14 protein-coding genes and 1 tRNA gene are annotated in these 16,455 nt (G+C 71.8%); 10 read left to right on the forward strand and 5 right to left on the reverse strand.

The window, feature by feature from the left end; all coding sequences use genetic code 11:
• The first annotated feature begins 115 nt into the window (after positions 1-115).
• The 8 genes from ACH4TL_RS06995 to ACH4TL_RS07030 are packed head-to-tail and all read left to right on the forward strand — an operon-like array spanning position 116 to position 8,132.
• Positions 116-1,261 (forward strand): inositol-3-phosphate synthase, encoded by a 1,146-nt coding sequence (locus ACH4TL_RS06995; RefSeq protein ID WP_398310722.1) that lies wholly within the window; start codon positions 116-118, stop codon positions 1,259-1,261.
• Complete coding sequence (locus tag ACH4TL_RS07000) at positions 1,258-2,187, forward strand: SCO3242 family prenyltransferase (RefSeq protein WP_398310719.1); 930 nt, start codon at positions 1,258-1,260, stop codon at positions 2,185-2,187. The genes ACH4TL_RS06995 and ACH4TL_RS07000 overlap by 4 nt, the downstream gene beginning before the upstream one ends.
• Positions 2,184-3,056, forward strand: coding sequence for a sugar phosphate isomerase/epimerase family protein (locus ACH4TL_RS07005; RefSeq protein ID WP_398310716.1), 873 nt, complete (start codon positions 2,184-2,186; stop codon positions 3,054-3,056). The genes ACH4TL_RS07000 and ACH4TL_RS07005 overlap by 4 nt, the downstream gene beginning before the upstream one ends.
• Complete coding sequence (locus tag ACH4TL_RS07010; RefSeq protein ID WP_398310713.1) at positions 3,050-3,652, forward strand: EboA domain-containing protein; 603 nt, start codon at positions 3,050-3,052, stop codon at positions 3,650-3,652. The genes ACH4TL_RS07005 and ACH4TL_RS07010 overlap by 7 nt, the downstream gene beginning before the upstream one ends.
• Positions 3,652-4,530 carry a TatD family hydrolase gene (locus ACH4TL_RS07015; protein ID WP_398310710.1) on the forward strand — a complete coding sequence of 293 codons (879 nt, stop codon included), beginning with the start codon at positions 3,652-3,654 and terminating at the stop codon, positions 4,528-4,530. Before ACH4TL_RS07010 ends, ACH4TL_RS07015 begins: the two co-directional genes overlap by 1 nt.
• Positions 4,531-4,534: 4 nt before the next feature.
• On the forward strand, positions 4,535-5,719 hold the full coding sequence (eboE, locus tag ACH4TL_RS07020) for a metabolite traffic protein EboE (RefSeq protein WP_398310706.1): 1,185 nt from the start codon (positions 4,535-4,537) through the stop codon (positions 5,717-5,719).
• A complete protein-coding gene (locus ACH4TL_RS07025; protein ID WP_398310703.1) occupies positions 5,716-7,128 on the forward strand; it encodes a nucleotide pyrophosphatase/phosphodiesterase family protein in 1,413 nt (470 codons plus the stop codon). Before eboE ends, ACH4TL_RS07025 begins: the two co-directional genes overlap by 4 nt.
• Positions 7,125-8,132, forward strand: coding sequence for a sugar phosphate isomerase/epimerase family protein (locus tag ACH4TL_RS07030; protein ID WP_398310700.1), 1,008 nt, complete (start codon positions 7,125-7,127; stop codon positions 8,130-8,132). The genes ACH4TL_RS07025 and ACH4TL_RS07030 overlap by 4 nt, the downstream gene beginning before the upstream one ends.
• Before the next feature lie 13 nt (positions 8,133-8,145).
• On the opposite strand, the gene ACH4TL_RS07035 is transcribed toward ACH4TL_RS07030, so the two are convergent.
• From ACH4TL_RS07035 to ACH4TL_RS07050, 4 genes are all read right to left on the reverse strand, one after another.
• Entirely contained in the window at positions 8,146-9,537 is a 1,392-nt protein-coding gene (locus tag ACH4TL_RS07035; RefSeq protein ID WP_398310697.1) for an OFA family MFS transporter, read from the reverse strand.
• A 78-nt stretch (positions 9,538-9,615) separates the two neighbouring features.
• Positions 9,616-11,754, reverse strand: coding sequence for an acetate--CoA ligase family protein (locus ACH4TL_RS07040; RefSeq protein WP_398310694.1), 2,139 nt, complete (start codon positions 11,752-11,754; stop codon positions 9,616-9,618).
• A 2-nt stretch (positions 11,755-11,756) separates the two neighbouring features.
• Positions 11,757-12,983, reverse strand: coding sequence for a formyl-CoA transferase (gene frc, locus ACH4TL_RS07045; RefSeq protein WP_398310691.1), 1,227 nt, complete (start codon positions 12,981-12,983; stop codon positions 11,757-11,759).
• Between the two features lie 12 nt (positions 12,984-12,995).
• Positions 12,996-14,678: a thiamine pyrophosphate-binding protein gene (locus ACH4TL_RS07050; protein ID WP_398310688.1), complete on the reverse strand. Its 1,683-nt coding sequence runs from the start codon at positions 14,676-14,678 to the stop codon at positions 12,996-12,998.
• A gap of 320 nt (positions 14,679-14,998) precedes the next feature.
• Between ACH4TL_RS07050 and ACH4TL_RS07055 the strand changes: the two genes are divergently transcribed.
• Positions 14,999-15,083, forward strand: a tRNA-Leu gene (locus tag ACH4TL_RS07055).
• Here ACH4TL_RS07055 and ACH4TL_RS07060 read toward each other — a convergent pair.
• Complete coding sequence (locus ACH4TL_RS07060; protein ID WP_398310685.1) at positions 15,065-15,538, reverse strand: hypothetical protein; 474 nt, start codon at positions 15,536-15,538, stop codon at positions 15,065-15,067. The two genes, ACH4TL_RS07055 and ACH4TL_RS07060, sit on opposite strands and share 19 nt — an antisense overlap.
• 170 nt (positions 15,539-15,708) lie before the next feature.
• On the opposite strand from ACH4TL_RS07060, the gene ACH4TL_RS07065 reads away from it, so the two are divergent.
• The gene (locus ACH4TL_RS07065; protein WP_398310682.1) at positions 15,709-16,206 is read left to right on the forward strand and encodes a hypothetical protein; all 498 of its coding nucleotides are present in this window, start codon (positions 15,709-15,711) and stop codon (positions 16,204-16,206) included.
• Positions 16,207-16,455: the final 249 nt, after the last annotated feature.

The following is a 16,455-nucleotide window of genomic DNA, read 5'->3' on the forward strand; positions in this document are numbered from 1 at the left end:
CCACCGGACCGCACCCCCACCCCGCACGGGCGACACCGCACCACCCCGGTCTCCTACCGCTACCGCCACGGCGAATCCGCAACCCCGCAATTGACCGTCACCCGGGAGGCAGCCAGTGACCACCGGCCCCGACACCACCCAGCCCCGCTCCCACTCCACCCGCACCGGCATCTGGCTCATCGGCGCGCGCGGTTCGGTCGCCACCACCGCCGTCGCCGGGTGTGCCGCCGTCGCGGCGGGGTTGCAGCCACCGACCGGGATGGTCACCGAGACCGCGCCGTTCGCGGACAGCGGTCTGCCCGCGCTCGGCGATCTGGTCTTCGGCGGCCATGACACCGCCACCACCCCGCTCCCCAAGCGCGCCGAGGCGCTGGCCGCCGAGGGCGTTCTGCCGTACGGACTGCCCGACGCCGTACGCGCCGAGCTGACCGCCGCCGACGACGCGATCCGCCCCGGCGGACCGCAACCCGGGGACACCCGCGGCGACGACGCGCTGATCGACGCCTACGCCGCCGACCTCGACGCGTTCCTCCGTACCCACCGCCTCGCCCGCGCCGTCGTCGTCAACGTCGCCTCCACCGAACCCGCGCCCGCCCCCGGCGGGGACCGGCTGCCGCCCAGCTCCCTCTACGCCTCCGCCGCCCTCCGCGCCGGGTGCCCGTACGTCAACTTCACGCCCTCCACCGGACTGCACCACCCCCGCCTCCGCGCCGAAGCGGCCAGCGCCGGGCTGCCGTACGCCGGGCGCGACGGCAAGACGGGGCAGACGCTGCTGCGCTCCGTCCTCGCGCCGATGTTCGCGCAGCGCGCGCTGCCCGTACGGGCCTGGTCCGGCACCAACCTGCTGGGCGGCGGCGACGGCGCCGCGCTCGCCGACCCCGCCGCCGCGGCCGCGAAGAACGCGGGCAAGGCGCGGGTCCTCGCCGACACCCTCGGCGAACTCCCGGACGGCGAGCTCCACATCGACAACGTGCCCGCGCTCGGCGACTGGAAGACCGCCTGGGACCACGTCGCGTTCGACGGCTTCCTCGGCGCCCGTATGGTCCTCCAGACCACCTGGCAGGGCTGCGACTCGGCCCTCGCCGCACCCCTCGTCCTCGACCTGGCCCGCCTCACGGCGCGCGCCCACGAGGCGGGTCTGACGGGGCCGCTCACCGAACTCGGCTTCTACTTCAAGGACCCGGACGGCGGCCCGTCCGCCCTCGCCGACCAGTACGCGGCCCTGACCGGCCTCGCGGCCCGGCTGCGGGAGCGGTCGTGACGTCGGCGCGGGCCTGGGCGGAACTCCTGAGGATCTCCGCCCTGTTCACCGTCCCCGGCGACGCCCTCGCGGGCGCGGCGGCCACCCGGACCGCCCCGAACCGCGGCACGGCGCTCGCCGTGGGCGCGTCGCTGTGCCTGTACGAGGCGGGGATGGCGCTCAACGACTGGGCGGACCGCGACCTCGACGCCGTCGAACGCCCCGGCCGCCCCCTGCCCTCGGGCCGCGTCACCCCGGCCGCCGCCCTGACCGCCGCGACGGGCCTCACGTGCGCGGGGCTGGCCTGCGCGGCCCTGGCGGGCCGCCGCGCGCTCGCCACGGCGGCGGCGCTGGCGGGCACGGTGTGGGCGTACGACCTGGGCCTGAAGAACACCCCGGCGGGCCCGTACACGATGGCCACGGCCCGCGCCCTGGACCTCCTCCTGGGCGCCACCGCCACGTACGCCCCCGCCACCCGACAGGCGCTCGCGCCGTCCGCCCTCCTGGGCGCCCACACGCTCGCGGTGACGGCGGTCTCCCGCCACGAGGCCCAGGGCGGCTCATCGAAGGCCCCTCTTGCAGCCCTGGCCACGGCCACGACGATCGCCTGGACGGCGGCCCCGCGGGTCCCGGCCCCGGCGGCAACCCGGGCCGCGGCACCAAGCCGCGCCCGGGCGGCCAGTCCGCGCCCCGGCGGCGCGTTGCGCGGGCTGCCCTCCGCCGCGCTCGCCGCCACCTACCTCGCCACCGCCGCTCGTCCCCTCGCGCACGCCGCGCTCAATCCCTCCCCCTACCTCCTCCAGCGGGCCGTCGGTGGCGGCATCCGGGCGATGATTCCGCTTCAGGCGGTGCTGGCCTCACGGGCCGGGGCGGGGCGGGTCGGAGCGGGGTTGCTGGCGTTGATGCCCGTCGCGCGGCGACTGTCCAGAAAGGTCAGCCCGACATGAGCAACCTCCGTTTCGCATACGGCACCAACGGCCTGACCGACCTCCGGCTCGACGATGCCCTCACCCTGCTCGCCGACCTCGGCTACGACGGGGTCTCGCTCACGCTCGACCACATGCACCTCGACCCCCTCGCCCCGGACCTCGCGGCCCGCACCCGCCGCGTAGGGGAGCGGCTGGCCCGGCTCGGGCTCGGCGTCGCCATCGAGACCGGGGCCCGCTACGTGCTCGACCCGGCGCGTAAGCATCACCCCACGCTCCTCGATCCGGACTCCGAGGCCCGTGCCGTCCGCGTGGATCTGCTGCTGCGCGCGGTGCGGGTGGCGGCGGAGTTGGGGGCGCACGCGGTGCACTGTTTCAGCGGTGCCCGACCGCCGGGCACGGACGAGGACACCGCGTGGCAGCGGCTGGGCGCTGCGCTTCAGCCCGTGCTGGAGGCCGCCACGTCCGCGGGCGTGCCCCTTGCCATCGAGCCCGAGCCGGGGCATCTGCTGGGCGATCTCGCCGGGTTCCACCGGCTCCGCAAGGCCCTCAGCGACCCGCCCGCCCTCGGACTGACCCTCGACATCGGCCACTGCCAGTGCCTGGAAGCCACCCCGCCCGCCGACTGCGTGCGCGCCGCCGCGCCGTGGATACGGCACGTACAGATCGAGGACATGCGGCGCGGTGTGCACGAGCACCTGCCGTTCGGGGAGGGCGAGATGGACGTGCCGCCGGTGCTGGCGGCGCTGAGCGCCATGGACTACCGGGGCCTGGTCGGCGTCGAGCTGCCCCGCCACTCGCACGCCGGACCGGCCCTGGCCCGCTCCTCCCTGGCGTACCTCAAGGCGGCGGCGGAGCGTGCCACCACCAGCGGCGGTGTCCCATGCTGATCGCGGACCTCCGGGCGACCGTACGCGACCACCTGGACGCCGACGGCGCCGCCTGGCTGGACCGGGCCCTCGACGGGGCCCCGGACCCCGGCTGGGAGGCGGACTTCGCCGCCGCGGCCCGCCACTGCCGCCGCAACGGCGATCGGCACAGCGAACTCGCCGACGCCGCCCGCGTCCTGATCCTCCACGCCGCCCGCCCCGACGTGCCCACGCTCACCCGCCTCTATACACACGGCACGGCCGCCGAACGCCGCGCCGTCCTCCTCGCCCTCACCCACCTCGAACCCGACAGCCCGGACGCCCTCCCCCTGGTCGAGGACGCGCTGCGCACCAACGACACCCGCCTGCTGGCCGCCGCCGTCGGCCCGTACGCGGCGCGCCACCTCGATGCGCACGGCTGGCGGCAGGCCGTTCTGAAGTGCCTGTTCACCGGGGTGCCCATCGACGCCGTCGCCGAGTGGCCCGCCCGGGCCCGGGGCGACGCCGAGCTGGCCCGCATGCTCACCGACTACGCGCACGAACGCACCGCCGCCGGGCGGGACGTGCCCGCGGATCTGACCCGCGTCCTGGCCCACACCACCCCCGAGGAGCCCTGATGCGCATCTTCGACCCGCACATCCACATGACCTCCCGCACCACGGACGACTACGAGGCCATGTACGCCGCGGGCGTGCGCGCCCTCGTCGAGCCGTCCTTCTGGCTGGGCCAGCCCCGCACCTCGCCCGCCAGTTTCTACGACTACTTCGACGCCCTCCTCGGCTGGGAACCCTTCCGCGCCGCCCAGCACGGCATCGCCCACCACTGCACGCTCGCCCTCAACCCCAAGGAGGCCAACGACCCCCGCTGCCGCCCCGTCCTGGACGAACTGCCGCGCTATCTCGTCAAGGACGGCGTGGTCGCCGTCGGCGAGATCGGCTATGACGCGATGACCCCCGCCGAGGACACCGCGCTCGCCGCGCAGCTCCAGCTCGCCGCCGACCACGGGCTGCCCGCCCTCGTGCACACCCCGCACCGCGACAAGGCCGCGGGACTCGCCCGCACGCTCGACGTCGTCCACGAATCCGCCCTCCCCACCGACCGCGTCCTGCTCGACCACCTCAACGAGACCACCGTAAGGGCGGCCACCGACAGCGGCTGCTGGCTCGGGTTCTCGATCTACCCGGACACCAAGATGGACCCGGACCGCATGGTGCGCGTGCTGCGCGAGTACGCCACCGAAAGGGACCGCATCCTGGTGAACTCCGCAGCGGACTGGGGCCGCAGCGATCCGCTGAAGACGCGCCACGTCGGCGAGGCGATGCTGGCGGCGGGCTTCACCGAGGACGACGTCGACCAGGTGCTGTGGCGCAACCCCGTGGCGTTCTACGGGCTCAGCGGACGGCTGGACCTCGACGTCGAGGAGACCACCCCCCAAGCCACCCACGAGGGGAACTCCATCCTCCGCGGCGCGCCAGTGACGACCGAAGGCCGGTGACCCCATGCGCTTCCGCCACCCCGACGGCTCCACCGTCCACCTGGCCTACTGCACCAACGTCCACCCCGCCGAAGACCTCGACGGCGTCGTGGACCAGCTCCGCCACCACTGCGAGCCGGTGCGCCGCCGCCTGGGCCGCGACCGGCTCGGCATCGGCCTGTGGCTGGCCCGCGACGCCGCCCGCACCCTGACCGCAGACCCGGCCGCGCTCCGCCGCCTGCGCACCGAACTCGACCGGCGCGGCCTGGAGGTCGTCACCCTCAACGGCTTCCCGTACGAGGGGTTCGGCGCCCAGGAGGTCAAGTACCGGGTGTACCGGCCGGACTGGACGGAGACCGAGCGGCTGACGCACACCGGCCACCTCGCCCGGCTGCTGGCCGCCCTGCTCCCGGACGACGTCACCGAGGGCAGCGTCTCGACCCTGCCGCTCGCCTGGCGCACCCCGTTCGGTCCCGCGCGGCGCGGGGCCGCCCTGGCCCACCTCACCACGCTCGCCACGCGGCTCGACGCGCTCCAGGACCTCACCGGCCGGTCGATCCGCATCGGCCTGGAACCCGAGCCGGGCTGCACCGTGGAGACCACCGCCCAGGCCATCGACGCGCTGACCGCGCTCCCCGAGGGCACCCCCCGCCGACGCATCGGCCTGTGCCTGGACACCTGCCATCTCGCCACGCAGTTCGAGGACCCGGACACCGCCACCGCCGCCCTCACCGCGGCCGGTGTGCCCATCGTCAAGGCGCAGCTCTCGGCCGCCCTGCACGCCGAGGAGCCGCACCGCCCCGACGTACGCACCGCACTCGCCGCCTTCGCCGAGCCGCGCTTCCTCCACCAGACCCGCACCCACACGCCCGCCCACGGCATCCGCGGCACCGACGACCTCGACCAGGCCCTCGCCCCGGGCGGGCTCGACACCGCCGCCCCCTGGCGCTCCCACTTCCACGTACCGCTGCACGCCCCGCCCGAGCCGCCGCTGACCTCCACCCTGCCCGTCCTCACCGACACCCTCGCCCGGCTGGTCGGCGGCCCGGCGCCGCTCACCCGCCACCTGGAGGTCGAGACGTACACCTGGCAGGCGCTGCCGCCCGAGCTGCGGCCCCGCAACCGCGACCGGCTGGCCGACGGCATCGCCGCCGAACTCGCCCTCGCCCGCGACCTGCTGACCGACCTCGGCCTCAAGGAGCTGCCATGAGCCCCACGTCGGCCCCCGAGCCCCTCCTCGTCCTCGACGTCGTCGGCCTCACCCCGCGCCTGCTCGCCCACATGCCCCAGCTGCGCGCCCTGGCCGACTCCGGCTCGTACGCCCCGCTCGGCACCGTGCTGCCCGCCGTCACCTGCGCCGCCCAGTCGACGTTCCTCACCGGCGCGACCCCCGCCGAGCACGGCATCGTCGGCAACGGCTGGTACTTCCGCGAGCAGGGCCACGTCCTGCTGTGGCGGCAGCACAACGGCCTGGTCGGCGGCGACAAGCTGTGGGACGCGGCCCGCCGCGCCCACCCCGGCTACACGGTCGCCAACATCTGCTGGTGGTACGCGATGGGCGCGGACACCGACATCACCGTCACCCCGCGCCCCGTCTACTACGCCGACGGCCGCAAGGAGCCCGACTGCTACACCCGGCCGCCCGCCCTGCACGACGAACTCACCGCCGCCCACGGCACCTTCCCCCTGTTCCACTTCTGGGGCCCGGGGGCCGATCTGGTGTCCACCCGGTGGATCATCGACGCGACCCGCCACATCCTGCGCCACCACCCCACCGACCTCACCCTCAGCTACCTCCCGCACCTCGACTACGACCTCCAGCGCTACGGCCCCGACGACCCCCGAGCGCACGCCGCCGCGGCCGCCCTCGACACCGCGCTCGGCCCGCTGCTGGACGACGCGCGGGCCCGGGGCCGTACCGTCGTGGCGCTGTCCGAGTACGGCATCACCCGCGTGTCCCGTCCCGTGGACATCAACCGGGCGCTGCGCCGCGCCGGGCTGCTGGAGGTGCACACCCAGGACGGCATGGAGTACCTGGACCCGGGCGCCTCCCGCGCCTTCGCCGTCGCCGACCACCAGCTCGCCCACGTCTACGTACGCCGCGCCGAGGACCTGGCCGCCACCCGGGCCGCCCTCGCCGACCTGCCCGGGCTCGCCGAACTCCTCGACGACGAGGGGAAGAAGGCGCACGGCCTCGACCACCCCCGCGCCGGGGAACTGGTCGCGGTGGCGGCTCCCGACGCCTGGTTCACGTACTACTACTGGCTGGACGACGCCCGCGCGCCCGACTTCGCCCAGCTGGTGGACATCCACCGCAAGCCCGGCTACGACCCGGCCGAGCTGTTCCTCGACCCCGTCGACCCGTATGTGCGCGTGAAGGCGGCCACCGCGCTGGCCCGCAAGAAGCTCGGGATGCGCTACCGGATGGCCGTCGTCCCGCTCGATCCGTCCCCGGTGCGCGGCAGCCACGGACGGCTGCCGGACCGCGACGAGGACGGGCCCGTGCTCATCTGCTCCCGGCCGGACGCCGTGTCCGGCCGGGTGGCCGCCACCGACGTCAAATCGCTGCTCCTCCGCCTCGCCGGACTGGACCCCAACCGACAGGAGACACGCACGTGAAGAGCGCCCAGCACCCGGAACTCGCCGCGACCCTCCGCCGCCGCGGCTTCCTCGGCGTCGCCGCCGGAGCCACCGCCGCCACCCTGCTCGGCACCACCCCCGCACAGGCCACCACGAGCGGGAAGCGCGGTCCGATCGTCCCGCGCGGCCACCTCGGCATCCAGCTCTACACCCTCCGCGACCAGGTGCAGTCCATCGGCTTCGCCCGGGTCTTCGAGGAGCTGGCGGAGTACGGCTACGACCAGGTGGAGTTCGCCGGATACACCCAAGGGTCGGCGGGTGCCATCACCCTCAAGCAGCTCAAGCGGCTGCTGCGGGACAACGGGCTGCGCGGCATCGGCAGCCACGTCGGCTACTACTCCGACGACCCGAAGGCGTACACCTTCGCCACCAACCTCACCCAGGTGCTGGACGACGCGCAGGCCCTCGGCCTGCCGCACGTCGGCACCGCCTCCGGGCCATGGCGCTACGGCACGACGGTCGACGGCTGGAAGCGCTGCGCCGAGGACTTCAACACCTATGGCGCGGCCGCGAAGGCGCGCGGGATGAAGTTCTACCAGCACAACCACGCCGAGGAGTTCTCCTTCGCCACCGACAAGCCGGACGTCCGCCTGTACGACGTGCTGCTCGCCGAGACCGATCCGGAGCTGGTCCACCTGGAGATGGACATCTACTGGGCGTACGTCGCCCAGCACCGCTTCGGCAAGCGGGCCGACGGCACCCCGGCGCCCTTCGAACCGCTCGACTACGTACTGCGCGCCCCGAACCGCTATCCGCTGTTCCACGTCAAGGACGGCGAGCGCGACGAAACCGTCCCCGACGGCTACCGGATGGTGGACGTCGGGGACGGTGACATCGACTACGTACGGTTCCTCGGCAGGGTCGGCAGGACCCACGGGGGCCGGAACCACCAGTGGATGGTGGAGCACGACAACCCGGCCGACTCGCTCACCACCGCCCGCCGCTCGGCCCGCTACCTGCGCACGGGGCGCTGCGGCGACTGAGCACCCTGGTGATTCACACCGCTTCGCGGCTGATCGGCCGCGGGTTCGGGGCGATGTCCCGGACCCGCGGCCGGCCCGGCTGCCGCAGCAGCAGGGCGACCGCGGCCGCGAGCATGGAGATGCCACCGGCGAGCGCGTACGCCCCGTCGTAGCCCCAGTCGTCGACGACCATCGAGCCGAGCCCGCCGCCGAACAGCCCGCTGATGAGCTTCCCGCTGTACACCAGGCCGTAGTTGGTGGCGTTGTAGTTCTCGCCGAAATAGTCCGGGGTGAGCGCCGCGAACATCGGGTAGAACGCGCCGCCGCCGAAGCCGGAGAGGAAGGCGAAGAACAGGAACAGCCATTCGCTGCGGACGTTGCCCGCCCAGATCACCCCGAACTGGGCGAGGCCCAGCACCACGATGACGAATATCAGGGTCGTCTTGCGTCCCCAGAAGTCCGAGAGCCACCCCACCAGCCCGCGGCCGATACCGTTGATGACGGACATGATGCCCATCGAGGAGGCCGCGACCAGCGGGCCGAATCCCACTTCCTTGGCGTAGTCGACCTGGAAGGAGATGCCGAAGATGGATACCCCGGCGGTCAGGACGAGCGATAGCCACATCAGGGGCAGCATGCCCGTCCTGATGGCCTCCTTGGGGGTGTACTGACGCACCGCGGGCGGATTCTTCGCCAGGCTCCGCGCGCTCTTGGCGTTGCCGCCGAAGGTGAGCGGATCGATGTGCGCGGGCCACCAGTTCTTGGGCGGGTCCTTGAAGAACCAGCCGCAGATCGCGACGACGGCCAGCACATAGACGCCGATGAAGTCCAGCACCTCATGGTAATTGCCGGTGTCGAACCAGTAGTTGAAGATGAAGATGAAGGGCAGCGAGCCATAGGCGAAGCCGCCGTTCACAAAGCCGGTCTTCGCCCCGCGCCGCTCCGGGAACCACTTGCCGACCATGTTGATGCAGGTGGCGTAGACGAGCCCGGAGCCGAGCCCGCCGATCACGCCGAAGCCGCAGATCGCGGCGAAGACGTCGTCCAGATGCGATAAGGCGAGGAAGCCGATGAGGCAGAGCCCCGCCCCGGCCAGCATCGCCCGGCGTGCGGTCAGAATGCCCTTTTCCCGCAGCCAGCCCGCCGGAAAGGCGATTCCCGCCTGGAAGAAGACCCAGACGCTGAGGATCCAGAAGGTGTTGCTCTGGGTCCAGCCGTGCGCCTCCGAGAGCGTGTCCTCGGCCGACCCGTACGCGTACTCGGACACGCTGATCGCCATCATGGCGATCCACGGCAGATACACCATCAGCTTCCGGTCGAAGCCGAGAATGTCGCGGTCCGTCTCGCCGACGCGATACACGCGCCCCTTGCCGTCTTGCACTTCCCGGAAGACAGCTATCCCTTCCGGTTGTTCCGCTGTGCTCATGTGCGTCCCCTTGGCTTCGAAGTGACCCGGCCGGCGCCCCCTGTTCCAACGCTTCGTGCTGCGGAGAGCGGGTGCGGTCTACGTGAGCAGCCCCGCCGACCGCGCCCAGCGGTATTTCGCGCCCAGCGCGGCCACCGGCTTTTCCGTGGTGTACGGGTAGGCGACGACGCCGCGTTCGAAGAGGTACTGGCTGGCCTCCTCGACCTCGGTGTCGCCCGCGAGCGAGGCCACCACCGGCTTCTCGATGCCGCGCTCCCGGAATTCCGCCACGACCCGCGCGGTCAGTTCGGCGAACACCATGGGCGGGGTGACGATGGTGTGCCAGTAGCCGAGGACGAGCGCGTGGATACGCGGATCCTCCAGGCCCAGCCGGATGGTCGCCTCGTACGTGGCGGGCGGCTCGCCGCCGGTGATGTCCACCGGGTTCCCGGCCGCGCCGAACGGCGGGATGAAGCGGCGGAACGCGGCGTCCAGGTCCGGCGGGATCTCCATCAGCGACAGCCCGTTGTCCACGATGGCGTCCGACAGCAGCACGCCCGAGCCCCCGGCGCCGGTGATGACGACGACGTTGTCACCCTTCGGCGTGGGCAGCACCGGCAGCGCCCGCGCGTACTCCAGCATCTCGTTCAGCCCCGGCGCCCTGATCACCCCGGCCTGCCGCAGGATGTCGTCGTACACCGCGTCGTCCCCGGCCAGCGCGCCGGTGTGCGATCCGGCGGCCCGCGCGCCCGCCGCAGTACGGCCCGCCTTCAGCACCACCACCGGCTTGTGCGGCACCGTGGCGCGCGCCGCCTCCACGAACGCGCGGCCGTCCTTCAGATCCTCCAGGTGCATCGCGATGCACTGGGTGTTCGGGTCCTCGCCGAACCAGGTGAGCAGGTCGTCCTCGTCCACGTCCGACTTGTTGCCGAGCCCGACGATCGCCGAGACGCCGGTCTTCGTCGTCCGCGCGAAGCCCAGGATCGCCATCCCGATGCCGCCGGACTGCGAGGTGAGCGCCACCGGGCCCTTGACGTCGTACGGGGTGCAGAACGTGGCGCACAGGTCCTGCCAGGTGGAGTAGTAGCCGTAGATGTTCGGCCCCAGCAGCCGCACGCCGTGCTCCTCGGCGATGGCCACGATCCGGTCCTGCAACTCGTGCTCGCCGGTCTCGGCGAAGCCGGACGGGATCAGCACGGCGTTCGGGATGCCCTTGCGGCCGACCTCCTCCAGCGCGGCCGGTACGAACTTCGCGGGGATCGCGAAGACCGCCACGTCCACCTCGCCCGGCACGTCCGTCACCGACGCGTACGCCTTGCGGCCCAGGATGTCGTCGGCCTTCGGGTTGACCGGGTGGATCTCGCCGGGGAAGCCGCCGTCGATGAGGTTGCGCATCACCGAATTGCCGATCTTGCCCGGCTCGTTGGAGGCGCCCACCACGGTCACCGAGCGCGGCCGCATCAGCCGCCGCATCGCGCTCAGGATCTCCTCGCGGGAGTAGCGGCGGCGGGCCGAGGGCGCGGCGTCGCCGAGCAGCAGCCGTACATCGGCGGCGAGCACACCGCTCGCGGTCGCGAACACCGGGTTGAGATCGACCTCGGTCAGTTCGGGAAAGTCCGTGACCAGGTCCGACACCCGGACGATCAGATCGGCGAGCGCGTCCCGGTCCACCGGCTCCCCGCCGCGCACCCCGCGCAGCACCTCGGCGGCCCGGATGCCGTCCAGCATCGACAGCGCGTCGTCCCGGCTCGCCGGGGCCAGCCGGAAGGTGATGTCCTTCAGCACCTCCACCAGCACCCCGCCGAGCCCGAAGGCGACCACCTTCCCGAACGTCGGATCGGTGACCGCGCCGACGATCACCTCCTGACCGCCGCCCGGGACCATCTGCTGCACCTGTACGCCCAGGATGCGCGCCGTCGGGTCGTACGCGCGGGCGTTCGCGACGATCGCCGTGTACGCGCCGCGCACCTCGGCCGCCGACCCCAGCCCCACCCGGACGCCGCCCGCGTCCGTCTTGTGCGAGATCTCCGGGGAGACGATCTTGAGGACGACGGGGAAGCCGATCCGGTCGGCCAGCGCCACCGCCTCGTCAGCGGACTCGGCCAGCCCCTCGGCCGGGGTCGGTATCCCGTACGCGTCGGTGATCCGCTTGCCCTCGGGCGCGGTCAGCGTGGTGCGCCCCTCGGCGCGTACGGCGTCCAGAACCGCGCGTACGGCGTCCTTGTTGTATGTGCTCACCGTCAGATCACCCCGTTCGCCTTGAGCAGCCGCACTTCGTCGTCGCCGATCCCCAGCTCGCCGTACACGTCCGCGTTGTGCTCGCCCAGCAGCGGCGAGCGGTCGACCTGGACGGGGGAGTCGGAGAGCTTGAGCGGGGAGCCGACCGTGGTGAACTCACCGCGCTCCGGATGGTCGACGCGGACGACCATCTCGTTCGCCGCCAGCGACGCGTCCTCGACGATCTCCTTGGTGGACAGGATCGGCCCGCACGGGATGTTGTGGCTGTTCAGCTGCTCCAGCACCGCCCACTTGGGCAGCGTGCTGGACCACTCCTCGATCAGCTGGAACATCTTCGCCAGCTTCGGCAGCCGCGCCTCCGGCGTCGCCCACTCCGGATCCTCTGCCAGCTCGGGCCGCCCGATCAGCTGCGTGATCGGCTCCCAGCCGACCGGCTGCACGATCACGTACACGTAGTCGTTGGGGCCGCCGGGCGCGCACTTGACCGCCCAGCCGGGCTGCCCGCCGCCGCTCGCGTTGCCGCTGCGCGGCACCTCGTCGCCGAAGCTCTCGTTCGGGTACTCGGCGAGCGGGCCGTGCGTCAGCCGCTGCTGGTCGCGCAGCTTGACCCGGCACAGATTGAGCACCGCGTGCTGCATCGCCACGTTCACCCGCTGGCCGCGCCCGGTGCGGGTGCGCTGGTAGAGCGCGGCCAGGATGCCCGCCACACAGTGCACGCCGGTGCCCGAATCGCCGATCTGGGCGCCGGTCGCCAGCGGCGGCCCGTCCTCGAAACCGGTCGTGGACATCGACCCGCCCATGGCCTGCGCGACCACCTCGTACGCCTTGAACTTGGTGTACGGCCCCTCGCCGAACCCCTTGATCGACGCGTACACGATCCGCGGATTGATCTCCTGGATGCGCTCCCAGGTGAAGCCCATCCGGTCCACCGCGCCAGGACCGAAGTTCTCCACCATGACGTCGCTGCGGCGGATCAGCTCGGTCAGGATCTCCTTGCCGCGCTCGGACTTGGTGTTGAGGGTGATGCTCCGCTTGTTGCAGTTGAGCATCGTGAAGTAGAGCGAGTCGACGTCCGGGAGGTCGCGCAGCTGCTTGCGCGTGATGTCACCGGTCGGGGACTCCAGCTTGATGACGTCCGCGCCGAGCCACGCGAGCAGCTGGGTGGCGGACGGACCGGACTGTACGTGCGTCATGTCGAGGACGCGGACGCCCTCCAGAGCCTTGGTCATGGTGGCGGCCCCTTACTTGTACATCGTCTGGTTCATCGTTCCGGGGGCGTACGCGTCCGGGTCGACCCAGACGTTGATGAGCGACGGCTTGCCGGACTCGCGGGCGCGCCGCAGCGCGGGCGCGATGTCGGCCGGGTCCCGCACCTCCTCGCCGTAGCCGCCCAGCATCCGCGCGAACTGGTCGTACGGAACGTCGCCGAGCGTGTTGCCGATCCGCTCGCGGGCGTCCCCGTACTTGGCCTTCTGGCCGTAACGGATCTGGTTCATCGACGAGTTGTTGCCGACGATGCCGACGAACGGCAGGTCGAAGCGGACCAGCGTCTCGAAGTCCCAGCCGGTCAGCGAGAACGCGCCGTCACCGAAGAGCGCCACCACCTCCTTGTCGGGGCGGGCCTTCTTGGCGGCCATCACGAACGGCACGCCGACGCCGAGCGTCCCCAGCGGCCCCGGGTCCATCCAGTGGCCGGGCGTCCGGGGCTGCACGACCTGGCCCGAGAACGTGACGATGTCGCCCCCGTCACCGATATAGATGGAATCCTCGGTCAGAAAGTCATTGATCTCGCTGACCAGGCGGTACGGATGAATGGGGGAGGCGTCGGACCGCAGCTGAGGCAGCCGCTTCTCGATCGCCGTCTGCTCGGCCGCGCGCAGCTCGTCCAGCCACTCCTTGCGCTTGCCCGCCCCGCCGTTGATCCGGCCGGACGCCGCCTGGGTGACGGCTGACAGAATCTGACTACTGTCACCCACTATCCCGAGATCAATATCCCGATTCTTGCCGACCGTTCGGTAATCCAGGTCGATCTGGACCACCGTCGCATCGGGCGACAGTCGCTTCCCGTACCCCATCCGGAAGTCGAACGGCGTCCCGACGATCACGATCAGATCGGCGTTGGAGAACGCGTACCGGCGCGACAGCTGGAAGTGATGCGGATCCCCGGGCGGCAGCGTGCCGCGCCCCGCCCCGTTCATGTACGCGGGCACGTTCAGCGTCCGCACCAGCTCGGTCGCCGCGTCGGTCGCCCGGCACGTCCACACCTGGCTCCCCAGCAGGATCGCCGGCTTCTCCGCGTGCACCAGCAGATCGGCCAGCTTCTCGACCGCCTCCGGATCCCCCGCGCTCCGCGTCGACGCCCGATACGCCCCCGCCTTCGGCACCCGCGCCTTCTCCACCGGCACCTTGGCGTCCAGCACATCCCGCGGAATCTCCAGGAACGACGGCCCCGGCGCCCCGTGGAAGCACTCCCGGAACGCCATCGACACCATGTCCGCGGCCCGCGCCGTATCCGGCACGGTCGCCGCGAACTTCGTGATCGGCGCCATCATGTCGACGTGCGGGAGGTCCTGGAGGGACCCCATCTTGTGCTGCGTATGCGCCCCCTGCCCACCGATCAGCAGCATGGGCGACTCGGCCCGGAAGGCATTGGCCACCCCGGTCACCGCATCGGTGGTCCCCGGCCCCGCGGTGACCACCGCACACCCGGGCTTCCCGGTGATCCGCGCATGCCCATCGGCGGCATGCGCGGCCACCTGTTCATGGCGTACGTCGACGACATCGATGCCCTCGTCGACGCACCCGTCGTAGATGTCGATGATGTGGCCGCCGCAGAGCGTGTAGATGACGTCAACGCCCTCCGCTTTGAGCGCCTTGGCGACCAAGTGCCCGCCGGAGATGAGGTCCTGGCTGTCGTCGGGCATGCCGAATCGCGTCCCTTCGTTAGGGGTCGGTGCGGTCTCGCAGTAGATTGCATACAGTCGACGTTATCCTGTATGAAACCCGTTATCCCGCATCGGCCGATCGATGTCCAGGGGCCGTACGTCAATCGTTCGATCAAGTCGCCGAGACCCCGCGCCCCGCCCCGCGTCACCCTCCGTGATCCCCCGTATCCACGCCTCGCCCGCCCCCGCGTCCCCGCAGGTCGGCACCGGCCCGGGCGCCACGCATACGCCGGTGAAACGCACCCCAAAACCTTGGTATCGTTGTCCATGTCGCCGCGGGGAACCGCGGGGCACACCTTGTCCGGGTGGCGGAATGGCAGACGCGCTAGCTTGAGGTGCTAGTGCCCTTTATCGGGCGTGGGGGTTCAAGTCCCCCCTCGGACACGTACTGATGGCCCACGGGCTTTGCGAGAGTGCTGGTCGAGTCTCATCTCGGCCAGCACTTTGTGTTTCCCGGAGTCGTACGTGAGCCGCACTCCGAGGTGCCGGTAGATCTCGGCCTTGTCCTCGGGCTCGGCCTGGCGCACCACAGCGGCCAGATCCTTGATCGAGCGGACGAGCCGGGCGATCTCATCGCGAGACATCCGGGCCCCCGCCCCCTTCGGTGACGATCGCAGCCCGGCTTCGGCCCTGACCCGGCGGGCCTGGGTCTCGGCGATCCACTGGGTGACGACGGCGGGGTCGGCGCCTGCTTCGAGGGCGGCCCGGTGGGTGGCGAGCTTGGAGTCGCAGTCGGCGATCGCCTTACGGGCAGCCGCAACGGCTGCGGTCTCTTGTTCGGGGGCCGCCGCGGTGGCCATGAGGTCGATGGTGTCGTCCAGACGATGCGGGAGGAACACTTTGGCCAGCCAGTCGTCGAGGGGTGGGACGACTCAGCTCTCACGCAGGTATACGTTGCGGGGATGCTGGACGCGGTTGGCGAGCGCGTACTGGTCGGGAAACCGGCAGCGCCATCCTCGCCACCACTGCCGGAGCCGGGCGATCCACCACGACCAAAGCGCTGCGCCACTTGGAACAGACCGGCCTCGCCCGCCGTGAGACCGCCGTCCCCGAGGGCAACGGACGCCCGGTGAACTACTGGTACGCGATTCCGAGCGTTGAAGACGGAACGCCCCCGCACACGGTTGACGCTGACGAGCCGTCGGCAGAAGACACAAGCTCCACCGTGTCCAGTCCCGAAACCGAGCACATCACTGACACGACCGAGCCGTCGGAACCCGGTGGCGACAAGCAAGACGGGGATGCTGCTGATGGCGAGGCCCCGCAGGGAAGGCACGACCTCCAGCCCGACTCCCCGGACGAACCGGCGCAGGCGGCAGAAGCCGACGACTCACCGACCCCGGTGCACACCCCTGAGCCCTCGGCGGCAGAGGAAGCCGAACCGCCCGCAGAACCGCAAAACCCCCAACCGACCGCCCTCTCCAACAGCCACAAGGTTCGCCTCGCCCCTGGCGCCCTGCGTCAGATGGTCATCGACCACCTGACCGCCCACCCCGACGAGGCGTGAACCGCCACCCGCATCAGCCGGGCCATCGACAAGAGCTCGGGCGCCATCGCCAACGCGTTGACCACCCTGACCAAGCAGAGCATCGCCGAACAAGTCACCGAACGCCCCCGCACGTACCGACTCAGCACCACGGCCTCCACCGGCGACGACAAATAGAGTCGCCTGCAGCCAATGACCGGGTGCCGCCCTGCGAGCTGGGCGGCACCCGGCCCGTGCTGTCTTGCCCTAGTCTCCGGTGGCTCGCTGATG

Source organism: Streptomyces sp. NPDC021115 (genome assembly GCF_044333065.1).
In the GTDB taxonomy this organism is placed as follows: domain Bacteria; phylum Actinomycetota; class Actinomycetes; order Streptomycetales; family Streptomycetaceae; genus Streptomyces.